Here is a 16878-nt window from a genome sequence, read left to right on the forward strand (position 1 = left end):
ATTCCATGCCGCAACCGCAGCCAAATGGCTGCCGGAAGCGGACGCGGGATGGCTACCTATATGGCGAGACGGGGCGGAAAACCAAGTGGGTGTTTGTCACTTCATGGCCAGGTCGAGCTCGGCGCCGGGCTTCCAGTCGCCACCGCTCGCCTTGGTCTTCACGGCACCGAGGAACAGGCGTTCGCTCGGCAGCTTCTGGGCCAGCAGGTAGTCGCGCACCACGGCGCCGCGCTCCACGGCCAGCTGCCGGATCGACTCCTCGTCGACCGGAATGCTCGCGAGCAGCAGGTTTTCCATTTCCTTCACCGGCAGGTCCTTGGCGAGGCCGACCATGTTGCGCGGCTTGGTGATGTCCGCGCGCTTGTACACGGCAGTCAGCAGCTCGGGGTATTCGGCATCGGTCACCGGCGGCACCTCGGTGCCCGCCTGGCCGCCGCGCACCGCCACGCGCCGCTTCTCGGCCTGGGCGAGCTGGCGCAGGCGCTGGCGCTGGTAGGCGTCGCGCTCCTTTTCGAGGCTGGCCGTGCCGACCACCGTCATCTGCAGGCTCGGACGCTCCGTCAGCGCCTTGACGACCTTGTCCAGGCTCTCCTTGGCAGTGGTACTGAGCACGGCGCTTCCGGACTCGAAAGTGATGGTGCTCGACTCGCCGCTGCCGCCGCCGAGCCCGCCGGTCAGCAGGCTGAACGGCGAGGTCACGGCCTTGACGATCAGGTTGACCACCGCCTTGAAGATCAACGGGCCGATGCTGAACTGCGGGTCGTTGAGCGAGCCCCTGAGCGGCAGGTCCACGTCGATCACGCCGTTGCGGTCGGCCAGCAGCGCCACCGCGAGCCGCACCGGCAGGCTGTTGGGCGCACCCTGCACTTCGTCGCCGAACTGCAGCTGGTTGAGCACCAGCTTGTTGGAGGCCGTGAGCTGGCCATCGGGCGCGATCTTGTAGTTGACGTCCATGCTCATCTTGCCGCGCTCGATGCCGTGGCCGGCGTAGCGCACCGAGTACGGCGACAGCGGCGCCAGGTCGAGGTCGCGCATCTTGGCCGTGATGTCGAGTTCGAGCGGCTTGGCCAGCGGGTTGAGCTTGCCGGTGATTTCCAGCGCGGCGGTCTGCTGCGCCTTGCCGCGCAGTTCCAGGTCGGCCAGCGCGGGGCGCCCGCCCTCGCCCTGGGGCGGATTCGACGAGAAGGAGCTGAGCTTGCCGGTCAGCTCGCTCAGGTCGGCCGAATAGTTGGGCTTCACGAACAGGTCGGTGAAGTCGATGCGGCCGTTGACCAGGCTCATCGGGCCGAAGTTGATGACCGGCCTGGGCCCTGAATCGGCTTCGGCCTGCGCGGTCGCAGCAGGCGCCGCGGCCGGCTTGGCGGGCTCGGGGCCGCCGCCGACCATGGCTTCGGCCGACACCGGCGCACCGCCGCCGCCCGAAGGCTGCTGCGGTCCGCCGCGCGTCGTGGTGGTGGTTCCGCCGAGGCTGCGGCGGGTTTTGACCTCTGCGCTGGCCGCGGCGGCGGCGTTGGCGTCCGCCTCGCCCTTCTTGGTGAGGTTCACCAGGTTGAGCCGGCCGGTCGGGTCGACGATCACGCGGGCGAAGAAATCGGTCAGCGTGGTTTCCCGCACGTCCACCGCCGGCGCGGCATTGGGCGCCATGCTCACCTGCAGGCCGCGCAGGCTCAGCGTCTTCCAGCTCAGCAGCTGGTTGGTGTTGCGGTCGAAGCCGGGCGACTGGGTCAGCGAGATGCTGTTGGCGCGGAAGTCGTCGAGCGCCGTGTCCCCGGCCAGCTTGATCGTCATGCCGGCCGGCGCGCTCGCGTAGCGCACCGTTCCCTTGTAGCTGGCGAAGGCGCGGCGGATGTCGACGTTGAGCGCGTCGGCGTAGTAGGCCTTGAAGGCATGGGCCGGGAACGAGGCCACTTCGAGCCGGCCCTCGGCCGAGAGCGGCTTGAGCACCACGTTGCCCTTGTAATCGAAACGGCCCGGCTCCGAGCGGCGCGACCCGATGCGCCCCGAAACCTGCAAGGGAGAGACCGTGGCGGTTTCGGGCGCGACCTTCTGCGCCTTCAGGGTGAATGCCGTGATCTCGACCGCGACCGGCGTCGCGCTGGCCTTGTCCGCATAGGAAAGCGTGCCGTTGTCGACCGCCAGCGTGCCGATGGTCAAGCCCCAGGGCTTGGTGTTGGCGCCGGGAGGTGCCGCCTCGGGGCCCGAGCCGGCGGGCTTGGGCGCGGCCGCCTTGGCCTGCGCGCCGCCGCCGGCCGGCGTCTTGAGCCAGCGCTCGAACATCCAGCGCTTTTCGCTGTCGCGCTCGACCTGCACCTTCGGGTTGGTGGCGGTGAACGAGGCGACGTCGAGCGTGTGCCTGGTCATGTCGACCTCGGCATCGACCAGCTCGAAGCGGCCGACGCTTGCCAGCGCGGTCTTCGCCTGGGTGAGCGCCAGGCCATCGACGGCCAGGCGCCGCGCCTTGAACCGGAGATCGGGCTGGGCCCAGGCGATGTCGATCTGCCCGCTGAGCTTGCCGTCGAGCGTGGGCTCCAGGCTGTGCGCGAGGTACGGAGCCGCCAGCGACAGCGGCAGCGCATCGACCTCGGTCTGCACCTCGGCCACCTTGTCGGTGGCGCTGCCCTGGAACTTGAGCGTGGCGCCGGCAAGGGCGGTGCTGCCGCTGAACCGGGCCGGCTTCTCCATGGGCCAGGTGAGCCCGGTCAGGTCGAGGCCGAGCGCGGTCGTCTCGATGGCCGCGGCCGGCTGAACGGTTTCATCGCGCCACCCGATGCGCCCGCCGCTGAGGGCCACCTTGTCGACCTGGACCTTCAGCTTCGGCTTTTCGGGGGCCTTGCCGTCCGGCGCGCTTGCGACGGCGGCGGGGGCTTGTGCCACCTTCTCTGCCGCTCCGGTGGCCGGATCGGTGGCCAGCAGGTTCAACTGGCCCTTGGCATCGCGTGCGACCGCAAGCTGCGGATTGGCCAGCGCGACTTCGCTCAGGTGAAACACCGCTTCCAGCGGCCGCACGTCGGCCAGCGCCAGCTTGAGCGAATCGAAACCCAGGAGGTCCCGCCCCCGGGCATCGCCGAGCTTTGCCTTGTGCGCTTCGACGGTGCCGGTGATCTTGAGGCCGGCGGTGGCGGCCTGCTCGAAGTCGATCTTCAGGTCGGCATCGAGGCTGCCCGCCTGCAGCTGGACGGGCAGGCCGCCCGGGATGTAGCCCAGGTACGGCGACAGGTCGAGGCCCTTGAACTGCACATGGGCATCGGTCTTGCGGCTCTTCGCGAACGGCGTGGTGAGGGCTGCCGAATCGAACTTGCTGCCGTTGAGCGCAAAAGCCAGCTTGGGCTCGGTGTTGATGTCGCGCTTGGAGGCCAGGTTGCTCAGGAACGGCACGTTGAGAACGAAGCCGCGCAGTTCGTGCCTGCGCTTGACGGTCTGGTCGTCGAAATCGACCGCGCCGTCCCTGAGCGAGATGTTGTAGATCGCAAAGCGCGCCGGCTCGGCCTTGGGATCGGGCGGCGGGCCGGCTGCGAGCTTGGCCAGGATGTCGTCGATGTCGTACTTGCCGTCGGCCAGGTGCGTGAGCAGGATGGCCGGCGCCTCGACCGTCACCGCATCGATCACCGGCGCCAGCCGCAGGATCGACTGCAGTTCGGCGTCGGCATAGATGCGCTTGACCGCCACCTGGGGCCGGCTGCCGTCGGCCGTGGCTATGCGCAGGTCGTGCAGCGCGAGCTCAAGCGTCCAGGGCTTGAAATCGATCTTGCCGACGGTAACCTGCCGGCCCAGCTTTTCGCTCGCGATCTTCTGGAGCTGGCTCTTGGCAATCGGCGGCACCGCCAGCCAGGCGATGACCCAGAGAGCCAGCAGAACCAGCAACGCGACGATCCCACGTCGCACCCATTTGTTTTGTTTGAGCGAAGCTACATCCATCGCGGGAGTGTGCCGCAAAGACGCAGGCCGCCAGAAACAAGAAAGCCCGGCAATTCGACGAAATGTCTCATTACCGGGCTTGATGGCGGGCACAAAACCCATGCCATCGTTTCGCGCGACCGGAAGTCAATGGTTCCTGCCGTGCTGGCAGCAAGAGATTGCCGCCATGGATCCTCCATCGTTCCGACCCTTGACTTGCACCTCGGGCCGTAGGATTTCGGAAAACCGCCTGAGAACTCAGGCGTGTTCAGATTAGGCGCCGCACCCTTGCATTGCAATGCCGTCTTCCAAGGGTTTTCCCTTAGATATTGTTTAAATGTGTAATCACATAAGGGAATAGGCTCTTATACTTGACCGGGTATTTAGCCGCGCTAGAATCCCGCCTGCCCCTGGCTGCCCCAGACCCAGCAGGGGCCACCTGAATCCGCTGCCGAGTTCCCCCGGCTTGATCAGGCCGCCGCGCTCTACCCTTACACCTCCATGCGCGGAGCCTGATTCGTACCAATCCAAGCGCCGTTGCCTTCATTCCATTCGCCCCCGCGGCGCTGCGAACAGGTGCCGCACAGAAAGGAAGAGCGATGAACAAGGCGTTTGATGCCACAGCCCGCGGGCTGAGGACCTTTGTGTCCGATGTGGCAGACGGCTTTTTTGAAATCACCCACAACGGGTTTGCGCTGGTTGGCCTGGCCATCGTGTTCGCAGTCCTCGCGCTTGTGGCGCGGCCCGATCTGCGCAAGACCGGCGAGGAACAGCTCATGGGCTGGCTAGAGTCGCGCAAGCCCGCGCCCGAAGCCACCGACCTGGAGCCGACCGCCATCGTGCGCACCACGGCCGCGAGCCCCGGCGACCTGCCCAAGCAGCAGGCCGCCGTGGCCTATTGGCTCAGCAAGAAGTACCGCGTGGCGGCCGAACCGCTGAGCGTGCTGGTTGCGGAGGCCTACCACCTGGGCAAGCGCACCAAGCTCGACCCCACGCTGATCCTGGCCATCATGGCCGTCGAATCGAGCTTCAATCCCTTCGCCCAGAGCCAGGTGGGCGCCCAGGGCCTGATGCAGGTCATGACGCGCGTGCACGGCGACAAGTACGAAAGCGCCGGCGGCACGCTCACCGCGTTCGACCCGGTGACCAACATGCGCGTCGGCGTGAAGGTGCTGCAGGAATGCATCGCCCGCGCCGGATCGCTCGAAGGCGGCCTGCGCTACTACGTGGGCGCGGCCAACCTCGACGACGACGGCGGTTATGCCGGCAAGGTCCTGGCCGAGCACGAACGGCTGGTGCAGGTGGCCAACGGCCGCAATCCGCCAACGATGGCAACGCCCGCGGCGCCGGTCGTGCGGGCGCAGGCCCAGCCGATCCCGGTTGCCGTGCCGCCCAAGCCGCAACAGGCGGCCGAGCCGGCCGCGGACCCGCAGAAAGTGGCCCTGCTGTCGGGCGTTTCCTGAGCCCCTGCGCTACACTCCACCCCGTACGCGACTGGCGATAGGCGCAGCACCCCGCAAGGTGCCCTGCGCTGACGTGGAATACCACTGGGAAGCGTGCCGCCTGGCATCCATTCAGGCGTTCAGCCGTTCGCCTGGGCAGCCCTTGTTTGGTTGAAGAACAAGGACCTCGTCTTCAAAGGACTGCCATGTACCACCGCAACATCCTGGTCGAACAGACCGATCCTGAAATCTGGGCTGCCATCCAGGCCGAAAACGCGCGCCAGGAACACCACATCGAGCTGATCGCGAGTGAAAACTACGCCTCGCCGGCCGTCATGGCCGCCCAGGGCTCGCAGCTCACCAACAAGTACGCCGAAGGCTACCCCGGCAAGCGCTACTACGGCGGCTGCGAGCACGTCGACGTGGCCGAGCAACTGGCCATCGACCGCATCAAGCAGATCTTCGGCGCCGACGCCGCCAACGTGCAGCCGCACTGCGGCGCCTCGGCCAACGAGGCCGTCATGCTGGCCTTCCTGAAGCCCGGCGACACCATCATGGGCATGAGCCTGGCCGAAGGCGGCCACCTGACGCACGGCATGCCGCTGAACATGAGCGGCAAGTGGTTCAACGTGGTGAGCTACGGCCTGGACGCCAACGAAGCCATCGACTACGACGCGATGGAGCGCAAGGCGCACGAGCACATGCCCAAGCTGATCATCGCGGGCGCCTCGGCCTACTCGCTGCGCATCGACTTCGAGCGCTTCGCCAAGGTGGCCAAGGACGTGGGCGCGATCTTCATGGTCGACATCGCCCACTACGCCGGCCTGGTGGCCGCGGGCGTGTACCCCAACCCGGTGCCGCACGCCGACGTGGTCACCTCCACCACCCACAAGAGCCTGCGCGGCCCGCGCGGCGGCATCATCCTGATGAAGTCGCAGCATGAGAAAGCCATCAACAGCGCGATCTTCCCGGGTCTGCAGGGCGGTCCGCTGATGCACGTGATCGCCGCCAAGGCCGTGGCGTTCAAGGAAGCCATGTCGCCCGAGTTCAAGGCCTACCAGCAGCAGGTGGTCAAGAACGCCCAGATCGTGGCCGACACGCTCACCGAGCGCGGCCTGCGCATCGTGAGCGGGCGCACCGAAAGCCACGTGATGCTGGTCGACCTGCGCGCCAAGGGCATCACCGGCAAGGAAGCCGAAGCCGTGCTGGGCAGCGCCCACATGACGATCAACAAGAACGCGATCCCCAACGACCCTGAAAAGCCGATGGTCACCAGCGGCGTGCGCATCGGCACCCCCGCCATGACCACGCGCGGCTTCAAGGACGAAGAGGCGCGCATCACCGCGAACCTGATCGCCGACGTGCTCGAGAACCCGCGCGACGCCGCCAACATCGACGCGGTCCGCGCCAAGGTGCACGCGCTGACGAGCCGGTTCCCGGTCTACCGCTGATCCCGCAAGAAGTGGCCGCATGAAATGCCCTTTTTGCGGTCATCTCGAAACGCAGGTCGTCGAGACCCGCGTTTCGGAAGACGCCGACTTCGTGCGCAGGCGCCGCCAGTGCAGCGCCTGCGACAAGCGCTTCACCACCTATGAGCGGCCCGACGTCAACTTTCCGGTGGTCGTCAAGAAGGACGGCAGCCGCGCCGACTTCGAATCGGGCAAGGTCCGCGCCTCGATGATGCTGGCGCTGCGCAAGCGGCCGGTCAGCATCGAGCAGATCGACAACGCCCTGCTGCGCATCGAGCAGAAGCTCCTTGCCAGCGGCCTGCGCGAAATCGATTCGACCAAGGTGGGCGAACTCGTGATGCGTGAGCTCAAGAAGCTCGACAAGGTGGCCTACGTGCGCTTTGCCTCGGTGTACCGCAGCTTCGAGGACGTGGACGAGTTCCGGCAGCTGCTGCGGGACATCTGAAGAGCCGCGCGCTCAGCGGTTCCAGCAGGCCTGCACCAACGCATTCGAAGCGCTGGTCTGGCCGGCCGCCAGCTTGACGCCCTGCTGGTTCACCGTGAGCGTTCCGCACTCGTCGGCTTTCGATGCGCCCTGAGGCACGGCTTGCAGCGTGTAGGTGGTTGCCGTTCTTGCGGCGTAGCCGATGGCGTAGTTCGCCGTGCCGGACGATGGCGCCTGCTGCAGCCCGGCCGGCAGCGGGACGGTCGCAGGTGGATATTGCCCGTTGGCCGTCAGGTAGCGCTCGGTCCACTGCGCCGCCTGCAGCAGTTGCTGCTTGGCATCGGCCCGCTTGGCCCGCAGCACATAGCGCGTGTAGCTCGGATAGGCAATCGCGGCCAGGATGGCAATCACCGCCGCCACGATCATGAGTTCGACCAGCGTGAAGCCGCGCGGGCGAATCCGCTCCTTGCGGGCCTGCATTTCAAGATGTTTGTTCATGCGGCCTTAATTCCACGAGATCAGGTTGCGCCAGCCGAAGCGGCGCACGGCTTGCGGCAGCTCGGTCTCGTTGCAGCCGCCGGCCGCATTGCAGATCACGTGCTTGCCTTTTTCCGCGGCGTTCTGCGGCCGAAAGACGATGTCGTCCCGGCCCGAGTGGTTGCGGAAGCCGAGATAGCCGCCCAGCGCGCTGGTGGACCCGTTGTAGGCGATGCCGTCGGGGACGACGCCGCTGAAGAAGTCGATCACCATCGACCAGCCGTCGTCGCTGGTGCCCGGCGCGCAGTCGAGCGAATTGCTCGCCGAGCCGGGAATGGTGGACGAGAACAGGCCCGCGCTGCCGCTCAGCGCGTCGCCCGGGTAGACGATGCGCTCGCCGGCGGTTCCCAGTTCCAGGTACCAGCCGCGCTTGCCGCCTGAGCCGCTGTAGCTCACGCCGTGGCTCGACGCGGTGCGGAATTCCACGTCGCCTTCCTTCACCGTGCCGGCGCCGATGGTCTGCGCCACCAGGTCGGCCAGCACCGCGGTGCCCGTGCTGCCGTTGGCGCGGTCCCAGACGCCGTACAGGTACTGCCTGGCGCTGCTGCTTTCGTCGCCGGCGGCAAACAGCCGGCCGGTGCCGAACATCACCATGTAGCCGCCGCGCGGATGGTCGGCGACCAGCGGCGCGGCCGTGATCGGCTGCGTGGCGCCGGCGGCGAACAGCGGCGTGCCGTCCAGGCTCGATGCTGCAGTGCCGGAGCCCAAGGTAGCCTTCCAGTCGCTGCTCTTGCCGCTGCTCAGGTCGAACTTCCAGAGGTTGCCGAGCAGGTCGCCGGCATAGACGTAGTCGACCTTGCCGTCGCCATTGCTGTCCACCACCTGCGGCGCCGAGAGCCCGTTGCCGGTGCCGGTGGCCTGCGTGGCGGGCGCGGGGATCTTCAGCACGGACTTGTCGCCGTCGAGGTATTGGATCCACAGCATCGCCTTCTCGCTCGTGCTGTTGTAGCCGTTGCCCAGGATCACGGCCCTGCGGCCGTTGTTGAGCGGCGCCACCTGCAGCGCGCGCCTGGAAAAGGAATCGAGCACGGGTTGCTGGAACTGGTGGCCGAGGTCGTCGTCGGCGAGCGCGGTGGTGTCGATCACGGCCACGTCGGCGGCATGGGTCTCGCCGATGTTCTCGGGCTTGGTGACGTCGAGCACGAAGTAGCCCTTGCCGCCCGCCCCCAGCGTGCCCACGAGGAAGGACTTCCACAGCTTCGCCTTCTCGGTGTCGGTGGCCATGGCGTCGGCGGCCGAACCCATGTAGATGTCGGCCACGAAGGGGCTGCCGTCGACGTAGTACCTGTGCGAGTAGGTGCTCTCGCTGAGCTTCTTGAGCTGGGGCGCCGCCGCCGTGCCATAGACGCCTTCGGGCACATAGGCGAACGCCTCCTGGCCGGTGCCGGCGTTGAACGCATGCAGCATGCCGTCGTTGGCGCCGACATAGACCGTCGGCTTGCGGTCGATGGTCGAGGCGAACGCGGCGTAGCCGTCATGGGTGAAGCCGCTGCTGGGCTTGCCCGTGTACCAGACGCTGGAGTCCACGATGTCGCCCAGCACGTGGCCGCGCCTGCGCAGGCCGAGGCCGGTGCCCTCGTTGCTGCGGTCGCCGCGAAGAAAGTCGAGCACGCCCTGCCCGAGGGCGGTGCTTGCCGTGTCGGTGCCGGTGCTGCCCTTGAGCGCCGCCTTCTGCGCGTCGCTCAGGTTGGCCCATCGGAATGGCACGCCGGCACCGGCGGCCGCGGCGCTGGTGGGTGTTGCCGCGGTGGTTCCAGAGAAGCTCAGCATCTTGCGATCGCTGTCGTGCGCGCCGGCCACGGACATGCGCGCATCGAGCAGTTCGCGCGCCGACCACGCGGGCGTGGCGGCCAGCTTGCCGTTGCTGCCAAACGGCGTGGCCGTCAGCTTGCCCGACCAGTCGGCCGTGTCGTAGCCGGCCTGGTAGGCCGAGGTGGCGCTCGATATCCTGCTGCCGCTGGCCGAGATCGAGGTCAGCGGGGTGCTGGTGTTGAACAGGATCTGCGAGAGGATCGATCGGAAGGCATCGCCGAGGGCCTGCGCGTTCGCGGCCGGTGTGAAGGTGCCCCGGCTGTTGAGCGCGGCGTGCCAGAGGTCCATGCGCACGGCGGCGGCGTTGTCGGTGAGCTCGTGGTAGTAGCCATAGGCGCCGCTTGCGGAATACCATCCTCCGTTCGCCGCCAAGGTGCTCGCCAGCGGGTCCTTCCAGGCGATCGAGCCATCGGCCAAACGCGCGTAGTCCCCGCTGTAGGTCGGCTGCGGCGCATTCGCCGAGATGGCCGGCGTGCCCGTCCACGACGAGGCAGCGCCAAAGCCGATGGTGTAGGTGCTCAGGTGCTGCCAGGTGGCGGGATCGTTCTTGGGATTCCAGTACTCGGGGACCGTCGCCGTTCCCACGCTCACGTCGCCGGGCTCTGCAACGACCTTCTTGAGGTTGTTCGACACGGCGGGCTGCAGGTCGCTGGCCCAATAGTGGAAGGCCATGTCGGCCAGTGTGGGCCGGTATTCCGCCTTCGGCCTCCAGTTGCCGGAGGCGTCTTTTTCCCAGTTGAGGCCGATGTTGACCGCCCCTGCATCGTCCTTGAAGGGTGCACGCGGCACGTAGGCCACAGCATCGGGCAAGGTGCGGCCCGTTCCATCCGCATTGCCGATGGCAGGCATGCCGAGTGCCGCGGGGTCGGGGTTGAATCCAAACAGGTTGTAGTCGCCGTCGGTCATGAAGATGTGGAAAGACTTGCGGCAGCTCGACTGGGTCGCCCCTTCCACCCCCGGGTCATCCGAATAGGGATTGAACTGGCCTGTCGTCTTCATGTATTCGCCGGCGCGGGTCATCATGGCGTGCAAGGGTGTTCCGCCGGCCGCCGCCAGGGCATCGACCCAGCTCATGAAGTTGGCGCGATGCGTGTCATCGAGCGAACGCATCAGGTTCGCATTGGCCCGGCCATTGACGAGGCAACTGCCGGCTTGATAGGCGCCCGCGGCGGTGTCGCCGAAGAAGCCGACGCAGCCGCCAACCTTGTTGTTGTTCATCGCCTGCCAGGAAAGGCGGATCCGGTCGTTGGGGATGTTGGCCGCCGAGAAGTTGTCCCTGAGCGCGGTCTTCAGCGCTTCCAGCCGCGTGGGTATGCCAGCCGGTGGTTCCGAGCTTCCATCCGAAGCCCGCGACGACCACGCCATGCTGCCCGAGTTGTCGACCGACACGATCACGTTCGGCGCGGGCTCCTTGACCGCCGTGTTGCGCGGCGCCTGGGCCAGCGGATATTGCGCGGCGTGCCCCGCGGCCTGCGCCAGCACCAGGCCGCACAGCACGGCGCTCCTCGAAAACCTGTGGATGCTCATCTCGATTTTTCTTGCCATGCTCAATTCACTTTCCTGACCGCGGCCGGGTCGAAGGACATCTGCAACAGGACCCGCGTGCCGCCGCCCGTGCCGGCCGTGCGCGCGCCGGTGGAGAGCGCAGTGATCCGGTACAGCGGCTCGTCACTCCGGGGACGGTCGATCACCTCGATCCAGTACCTGGCACTGGCCAGGGCTGGATTGCCAGCCGTCGGCGCGCCCGTGAATCGACCATAGGCGGCGTACTGGTCCACGTACGCGGCACGGGTCCAGAACCGGTAGGCCTCGCTGCCCGAAGCAGCGCCCACGGAGTCCGTCCCGGCGAAGTAGCAGATGCCACGCTCGCAGCTGTTGGCGCCCTTGCCCACGTAGGCGGTGACCCAGCCGGTATCCCGATCGGGAAAGACGCGGCTGTCCGCGGCCTTGCGGCAAGGCGAGTCCACGAGCGCAGAACACGCCACGTAGGTCTGCGTCGCGGCATCGAAGGCCAGTTGCCGGATGTCGCGCTCGGCATCCAGCAATGCGGCTTCGGCGGCTTCGAAGGCGCGCTGGTAGTCGCGCTGGTTGCCCGCCATCGATTCGAGTAGTTGGGCCGTCCGCGCACCGCCCACCGCGAGCAGCGCCGAGAGCAGCAGCATGATGAGCACGATGAACAGCGAGAATCCGCGCTGCTGCGCCGCGCATCTGCCGGGGACCTGAATGTGTTTCATAGGTTCCGCAGCGCGAACACCGCCGTGTAGACGCGACGCAGCCTGCCGTCGCTGCTGGTCCGCGACGAGCCGTCGCAGTCGACGTAGCTGCCGCCCGGGTTGCTCCTGGAAGTACCGGCAAGCTGCAGACACACGCGCACCGTTCGAACCTGATCGAAGCTCGCGACGTTTGCGGCCGTCACGTAGCGCACCACGCGTTCGGTTCCGGCATCGCCGATGCCGTACATGACATCGAAGCGCTCGACGCCGTCGATGATCGGCTTTGGCGTGGTATTGCCGCTGCCCATGCACCGCAAGGTGCCGTTGACCACGTAGAACTCGCTGGTGATCAGGCGCACGTTCGCGGGATCCGCGGGATTGCCGGGGGTGTACGCTGCGCCCGCCGAACTCTTGGCCACCTGGCCGAGGCAGTCGTGGAAGAAATCCGGGTTCGGCGCATAGCCGACCTTCAGCGTGTCGTTCACCGAACCGGCGGCCGCTTCCTGCCCCTTGATCGCGAAGAAGGCCGGCTCGCTCCCGAGCTTGGTGTCCGCATTGACGTCGAAGTAATACAGCGGCCCGTTGGCATCGATCGGAAAGTAGCCGGCCTGCCGGATCTGCTGCCCGAGCAGCCTGAATGCCAGCGCCGACGACTGGTGCAGCGCATTGACGTCATCACCCGTCATGGCGGTGCTGCGCGTGCCGAGCATGCTGGCCATCGCAGCCAGCACCACCAGCATGCCGATGATCAGCGCGACGAGGATCTCGACCAGCGTGAAGCCGACCTGGCGCAAGGAGAAGGCTTTGTTGTTCATGGCTGTGGCACCGCGACGATGGCTTCCTGACAGGCCTTGCCGGTCGGGCAGCTCCAGGCCGAATCCGGTGCGATCGGGTTGACTGCAGCAGGCTCTTCCCAGGCGATGTGCACGAACAGCAGGCCGCCGGCGGCCTTGCTGCTCTGCACGTCGGCCACGCCGCCCGGCAATGCACTCGCCACCCGCTGCTTCCAGGTCCACAGATCGTGAGCCGCCAGCTGAGCGGCGGTGCAACTGGCCTTGGCCCCTGCGCACGCGGGGGTGGGTTCGGTGGCGCCCGCCGCCGTCCAGTCGGCCACATAGGGGCTGGCCGCCATGGCGCCGCTCACGGGATTCGCACGGATGCGATCGGCCATGTCGCCGGCCAACTGCGCAGCGATGTTCTGGTTGCTCGCGCCCACGCTGTCGGAAAGCACACGCAGCTGGAAGCCGGCCAGCGCGAGCAGGCCGAACGAGAGCACGAGAATGGCCACCAGGGCCTCGAGCATCGAGAAGCCCGCCTGACCCCTGCGCAGCTTGCGTGGCTCGCGAATCAGGCAGCTCAGCACACGCTGCCCCCCTTCACCACTCGGGTACGCCAGCCCAGCGACAGGCATACGGCAACATCGTTGGATGAACTGGCGCTCCCCGCCGGGTGGAAGCTGATGCGGGCGACGCTCGAAAAATGGCCCATGGGATCGAAGGCCATGGGCCCCATGGCGCTTTTCTCGACCGCAACGCGCGTGTCGGGGTCTTGCCGCTGGAGGATTTCGAACCCGTCGCCGCTGCCGACCACTGTTTCCCAGCCGCAGCTCCAGTCTGCGCCGCTGCACTCCGCGCGCTGCCGGATGGTCACGGCCTGCCCGCGCCGAGCCGCCTCTGCGCGCGCGTGGCTCACGCTCGCCATCAGGGCCGAAGCCATGCCCTCGACGCGGTACTTTTCGACCAGGCTGTTGAAGCTGGGCAGCGCCAGCGCCAGCAGGATGGCCATCAGTACGATGACGACCATCATTTCGACCAGCGTGAAGCCGCGTGGCGTTCCGGGTCGGCGGAAATGCGTCCTCGCGGACGCGCAGAATCCGTTTTTCATGCCGTACCGTCCGCCGCCTCGCCGAAGTGGCTGGAGCGGCGGACGTTTTTCTCCCTGATTGCAATTTTTCAAAAATTCTATTTGGCAAATTTCTATTGACCAGCTGTTGAACGACGAGCGGTCGAAATAAACGGATCAATGGATCATTGGCTTCAATTGTTTTAAATTGATTTTCAAATAGATTTAATTTAATAAAAAAATGACAAATGCAAATGAAATTGTGAATTTCATGGCCCAAGCCTTGGACCTCGCGCGCCAGGCCGGGCCGGAGACCGACCCCAATCCCCGCGTCGGTTGCGTACTCGTGGACGCCAACGGCGCCGTGATCGGCCAAGGGCACACCCAGCAGGTCGGCGGCCCGCATGCCGAGGTGATGGCGCTGCGCGATGCCGCGGCGCGGGGCCTTTCGGTTGCCGGTGCCACCGCCTTCGTCACGCTCGAGCCCTGCGCGCACCACGGCCGCACCGGGCCCTGCTGCGAGGCGCTGGCCGCGGCCGGCATCGGCCGGGTTGTGGCATCGATCGCCGACCCCAACCCGCTCGTGGCCGGCCAGGGCTTCGAGCGGCTGCGCGCCGCGGGTATTGCGGTCGAGGTGGGGCCGGGCGCGGAGGAAGCACGCGAACTCAACATCGGCTTTTTCAGCCGCATGGTCCGCAAGACGCCCTGGGTGCGGCTCAAGACCGCGGCCTCGCTGGACGGCAAGACCGGCCTGCGCAACGGCGTGAGCCAATGGATCACCTCGGAACCGGCGCGCGCCGACGGCCACGCGTGGCGGGCCCGGGCCAGCGCGGTGCTGACCGGCGTGGGCACGGTGCTGGAGGACGATCCCCGGCTCGACGTGCGGCTGGTGCAAACCAGCCGCCAGCCGCACGTGGTGGTGGTCGACAGCCAATTGCAGACGCCGCCCGGCGCGCAGATCTTCATGGCCGGCCGCCCCGTCTGGATCTACGCCGCGGTACAGGACAGCGCCAAGGCTGCCGCGCTGCAAGCGCGCGGCGCCACCATCACCTGCCTGCCCAATGCGCAGGGCAAGGTCGATCTGGCCGCGATGCTGCGGGATCTGGCCAAGCGCGAGGTCAACGAACTCCACGTCGAGTCCGGCCACAAGCTCAACGGCTCGCTGCTGCGCGAGGGCCTGGTCGACGAGCTGCTGGTGTACCTGGCGCCCAAGCTCATCGGCGACGGCCTGGACATGGCCTCCGGCATCCACACCGGCGGGCCGCTGGCCGACCTGGCCGGCGCCCTGCCGCTGGAATTCAGGACCATCGAGCGGATCGGGCCGGACCTGCGGATCGTGGCCCGGGTCGCGGGAAGGGACGCTTTCTAGCGGGCGAATGCAGGCGCCCGCCGGGCGGACCCAGGATGTCTGCGAAAATGCGCGGATGTTCACCGGAATCATCACCGGCGTGGGGCGCATCGCCGCCATCCACGACCTCGGCCCCTCCTCCTCCTACGGCAAAAGACTCGGCATTGCGGTGCCCGACGGCTATCTCGACGACGTCGGGCTCGGCGACAGCATTGCGCTCAATGGCGCGTGCATGACCGTGACCACGCTCGACCCCGCGCGGCAGCAGTTCACCATCGACATCTCGGCCGAATCGCTCGACAAGACCGCGGGGCTGACCGAGGAAGGCGCCCGCATCAACCTCGAGAAGGCGCTGCGCGCCAGCGACCGGCTGGGCGGCCACATCGTTTCCGGCCACGTGGACGGCATCGGCACGGTCAGCCACTTCGCGCCGGTCGGCGAAAGCTGGGAGCTGCGCGTGGTGGCGCCGCCCGCGCTGGCGCGCTTCCTGGCCTACAAGGGCTCGATCACGGTCAATGGCGTGAGCCTGACCGTCAACAGCGTGAGCGACATCGAAGACGGCGCCGAGATCAGCATCAACCTGATCCCGCACACCGTCGACAACACTTCGCTGGGCAGCCTCCAGGCCGGCTCGAAGGTCAATCTAGAAATCGATACCGTGGCGCGCTACGTGGAGCGCATGCTCCAGGCCGGCGTTCTGGTGCCGCCCTCTTCCACATACTCCAAGGACACCGCCGAATGAACGCTTCCGTCACGCCCATCGGCGCTCCCCGCGGCACGCGGGCGCCCGCGCCGATTTCTTCCGTCGAGGAGATCGTGGCCGAGCTCGCCGCCGGCCGCATGGTGATCCTGGTCGACGAGGAAGACCGCGAGAACGAAGGCGACATCGTCATTGCGGCCGATCACATCACGCCCGAGGCCATCAATTTCATGGCGCGCCATGCGCGCGGGCTGATCTGCCTCACGCTCTCGCGCGAGATGTGCGAGCGGCTGCAGCTGCCGCCCATGGTGTCGCGCAACGGCGCCAAGCATTCGACCGCCTTCACCGTCTCCATCGAGGCGGCCGAAGGCGTGACCACCGGCATCTCGGCCGCCGACCGCGCGCGCACCGTGCAGGCGGCCGTGGCGCGCAACGCCGTGGCCAGCGACCTGGTGCAGCCCGGCCATATCTTCCCGCTGCAGGCGGTGGACGGCGGCGTGCTGATGCGCGCCGGCCATACCGAAGCCGGCTGCGACCTGGCCGCGATGGCCGGCTGCTCGCCCGCCTCGGTGATCTGCGAGGTAATGAACGAAGACGGCACCATGGCGCGCCTGCCCGACCTGCAGATCTTCGCGGCCGAGCATGGCCTGAAGATCGGCACCATCGCCGCGCTCATCGAGCACCGCAGCCGCACCGAATCGCTGGTCGAAAAAGTCGGCTGCCGCGAGATCCAGACGGCCTGGGGCACTTTCACCGCCCATGCCTTCACCGACAAGCCGAGCCGTGGCGTGCACCTGGCGCTGGTGCGCGGCAAGTGGGCGCCGGAAGACACGGTGTCGGTGCGCGTGCACGAGCCGCTGTCGGTGCTCGACGCGCTCGAGATCAACCGCTCGCTGCACTCGTGGAGCCTGGACGCCAGCCTCGCGCACATCGCGAACGAAGGCAAGGGCGTGGCCGTGCTGCTCAATTGCGGCGAAACGGCCGGCGAACTGCTCGCGCAATTCGACGGCACCGCACGGCCCGCGCAAGCCCCGGAACGCGGCCGCATGGACCTACGCAGCTACGGCATCGGCGCGCAGATCCTGCGCGAATGCGGCGTGCACAAGATGAACCTGCTCGGCACGCCCCGCCGCATGCCGAGCATGGCCGCAGGCTACGGCCTCGAAATTGCCGGCTACCTCACGAAAGACTGACCAC

General features: G+C 67.3%; 13 protein-coding genes and 1 riboswitch. Of the genes, 6 read left to right on the forward strand and 7 right to left on the reverse strand.

Annotated features, from left to right (window positions below):
- Positions 1 to 96: 96 nt before the first annotated feature.
- Positions 97 to 3915 carry a DUF748 domain-containing protein gene (locus IB278_RS09025; protein WP_192323245.1) on the reverse strand — a complete coding sequence of 1273 codons (3819 nt, stop codon included), beginning with the start codon at positions 3913 to 3915 and terminating at the stop codon, positions 97 to 99.
- A gap of 578 nt (positions 3916 to 4493) precedes the next feature.
- Between IB278_RS09025 and IB278_RS09030 the strand changes: the two genes are divergently transcribed.
- The 3 genes from IB278_RS09030 to nrdR all read left to right on the forward strand — a co-directional run bounded on the left by IB278_RS09030 (position 4494) and on the right by nrdR (position 7250).
- Positions 4494 to 5357: a lytic transglycosylase domain-containing protein gene (locus IB278_RS09030; RefSeq protein WP_145744996.1), complete on the forward strand. Its 864-nt coding sequence runs from the start codon at positions 4494 to 4496 to the stop codon at positions 5355 to 5357.
- Positions 5358 to 5374: 17 nt separating this feature from the next.
- A riboswitch (ZMP/ZTP riboswitch) is annotated at positions 5375 to 5501 on the forward strand.
- A 41-nt stretch (positions 5502 to 5542) separates the two neighbouring features.
- Positions 5543 to 6787 carry a serine hydroxymethyltransferase gene (glyA, locus tag IB278_RS09035; RefSeq protein ID WP_145744994.1) on the forward strand — a complete coding sequence of 415 codons (1245 nt, stop codon included), beginning with the start codon at positions 5543 to 5545 and terminating at the stop codon, positions 6785 to 6787.
- Positions 6788 to 6806: 19 nt separating this feature from the next.
- Positions 6807 to 7250, forward strand: coding sequence for a transcriptional regulator NrdR (gene nrdR / locus IB278_RS09040; RefSeq protein WP_012748200.1), 444 nt, complete (start codon positions 6807 to 6809; stop codon positions 7248 to 7250).
- A gap of 12 nt (positions 7251 to 7262) precedes the next feature.
- Here the strand turns inward: nrdR and IB278_RS09045 are convergent, their stop codons facing one another.
- The 6 genes from IB278_RS09045 to IB278_RS09070 are packed head-to-tail and all read right to left on the reverse strand — an operon-like array spanning position 7263 to position 13675.
- Complete coding sequence (locus tag IB278_RS09045; protein ID WP_145745220.1) at positions 7263 to 7709, reverse strand: type IV pilin protein; 447 nt, start codon at positions 7707 to 7709, stop codon at positions 7263 to 7265.
- Between the two features lie 24 nt (positions 7710 to 7733).
- On the reverse strand, positions 7734 to 11105 hold the full coding sequence (locus tag IB278_RS09050; protein WP_225612821.1) for a pilus assembly protein: 3372 nt from the start codon (positions 11103 to 11105) through the stop codon (positions 7734 to 7736).
- 20 nt (positions 11106 to 11125) lie between these two features.
- Complete coding sequence (locus IB278_RS09055; protein WP_192323246.1) at positions 11126 to 11812, reverse strand: PilX N-terminal domain-containing pilus assembly protein; 687 nt, start codon at positions 11810 to 11812, stop codon at positions 11126 to 11128.
- Entirely contained in the window at positions 11809 to 12606 is a 798-nt protein-coding gene (locus IB278_RS09060; RefSeq protein ID WP_145744991.1) for a PilW family protein, read from the reverse strand. The genes IB278_RS09055 and IB278_RS09060 overlap by 4 nt, the downstream gene beginning before the upstream one ends.
- Entirely contained in the window at positions 12603 to 13202 is a 600-nt protein-coding gene (gene pilV / locus IB278_RS09065; protein WP_225612822.1) for a type IV pilus modification protein PilV, read from the reverse strand. Before pilV ends, IB278_RS09060 begins: the two co-directional genes overlap by 4 nt.
- The gene (locus IB278_RS09070) at positions 13148 to 13675 is read right to left on the reverse strand and encodes a GspH/FimT family pseudopilin (protein ID WP_145744987.1); all 528 of its coding nucleotides are present in this window, start codon (positions 13673 to 13675) and stop codon (positions 13148 to 13150) included. Before IB278_RS09070 ends, pilV begins: the two co-directional genes overlap by 55 nt.
- Before the next feature lie 199 nt (positions 13676 to 13874).
- Here IB278_RS09070 and ribD point away from each other — a divergent pair, with 199 nt between their 5' ends.
- The 3 genes from ribD to ribBA are packed head-to-tail and all read left to right on the forward strand — an operon-like array spanning position 13875 to position 16874.
- The gene (gene ribD, locus IB278_RS09075) at positions 13875 to 15002 is read left to right on the forward strand and encodes a bifunctional diaminohydroxyphosphoribosylaminopyrimidine deaminase/5-amino-6-(5-phosphoribosylamino)uracil reductase RibD (protein WP_145744985.1); all 1128 of its coding nucleotides are present in this window, start codon (positions 13875 to 13877) and stop codon (positions 15000 to 15002) included.
- A 55-nt stretch (positions 15003 to 15057) separates the two neighbouring features.
- On the forward strand, positions 15058 to 15723 hold the full coding sequence (locus IB278_RS09080; protein WP_145744983.1) for a riboflavin synthase: 666 nt from the start codon (positions 15058 to 15060) through the stop codon (positions 15721 to 15723).
- On the forward strand, positions 15720 to 16874 hold the full coding sequence (gene ribBA, locus IB278_RS09085; protein WP_145744982.1) for a bifunctional 3,4-dihydroxy-2-butanone-4-phosphate synthase/GTP cyclohydrolase II: 1155 nt from the start codon (positions 15720 to 15722) through the stop codon (positions 16872 to 16874). The genes IB278_RS09080 and ribBA overlap by 4 nt, the downstream gene beginning before the upstream one ends.
- Positions 16875 to 16878 lie beyond the last annotated feature (4 nt).

The organism is Variovorax sp. VRV01, from assembly GCF_014852545.1.
Lineage (GTDB): Bacteria > Pseudomonadota > Gammaproteobacteria > Burkholderiales > Burkholderiaceae_C > Variovorax > Variovorax beijingensis_A.

What these genes read in the sequence shown, in the direction of transcription:
- IB278_RS09025 (WP_192323245.1), bottom strand. Translation starts at nt 3,915, where the DNA reads ATGGATGTAGCTTCGCTCAAACAAAACAAATGGGTGCGACGTGGGATC.
- IB278_RS09030 (WP_145744996.1), top strand. Translation starts at nt 4,494, where the DNA reads ATGAACAAGGCGTTTGATGCCACAGCCCGCGGGCTGAGGACCTTTGTG.
- glyA (WP_145744994.1), top strand. Translation starts at nt 5,543, where the DNA reads ATGTACCACCGCAACATCCTGGTCGAACAGACCGATCCTGAAATCTGG.
- nrdR (WP_012748200.1), top strand. Translation starts at nt 6,807, where the DNA reads ATGAAATGCCCTTTTTGCGGTCATCTCGAAACGCAGGTCGTCGAGACC.
- IB278_RS09045 (WP_145745220.1), bottom strand. Translation starts at nt 7,709, where the DNA reads ATGCAGGCCCGCAAGGAGCGGATTCGCCCGCGCGGCTTCACGCTGGTC.
- IB278_RS09050 (WP_225612821.1), bottom strand. Translation starts at nt 11,105, where the DNA reads ATGAGCATCCACAGGTTTTCGAGGAGCGCCGTGCTGTGCGGCCTGGTG.
- IB278_RS09055 (WP_192323246.1), bottom strand. Translation starts at nt 11,812, where the DNA reads ATGAAACACATTCAGGTCCCCGGCAGATGCGCGGCGCAGCAGCGCGGA.
- IB278_RS09060 (WP_145744991.1), bottom strand. Translation starts at nt 12,606, where the DNA reads ATGAACAACAAAGCCTTCTCCTTGCGCCAGGTCGGCTTCACGCTGGTC.
- pilV (WP_225612822.1), bottom strand. Translation starts at nt 13,202, where the DNA reads ATGCCTGTCGCTGGGCTGGCGTACCCGAGTGGTGAAGGGGGGCAGCGT.
- IB278_RS09070 (WP_145744987.1), bottom strand. Translation starts at nt 13,675, where the DNA reads ATGAAAAACGGATTCTGCGCGTCCGCGAGGACGCATTTCCGCCGACCC.
- ribD (WP_145744985.1), top strand. Translation starts at nt 13,875, where the DNA reads ATGACAAATGCAAATGAAATTGTGAATTTCATGGCCCAAGCCTTGGAC.
- IB278_RS09080 (WP_145744983.1), top strand. Translation starts at nt 15,058, where the DNA reads ATGTTCACCGGAATCATCACCGGCGTGGGGCGCATCGCCGCCATCCAC.
- ribBA (WP_145744982.1), top strand. Translation starts at nt 15,720, where the DNA reads ATGAACGCTTCCGTCACGCCCATCGGCGCTCCCCGCGGCACGCGGGCG.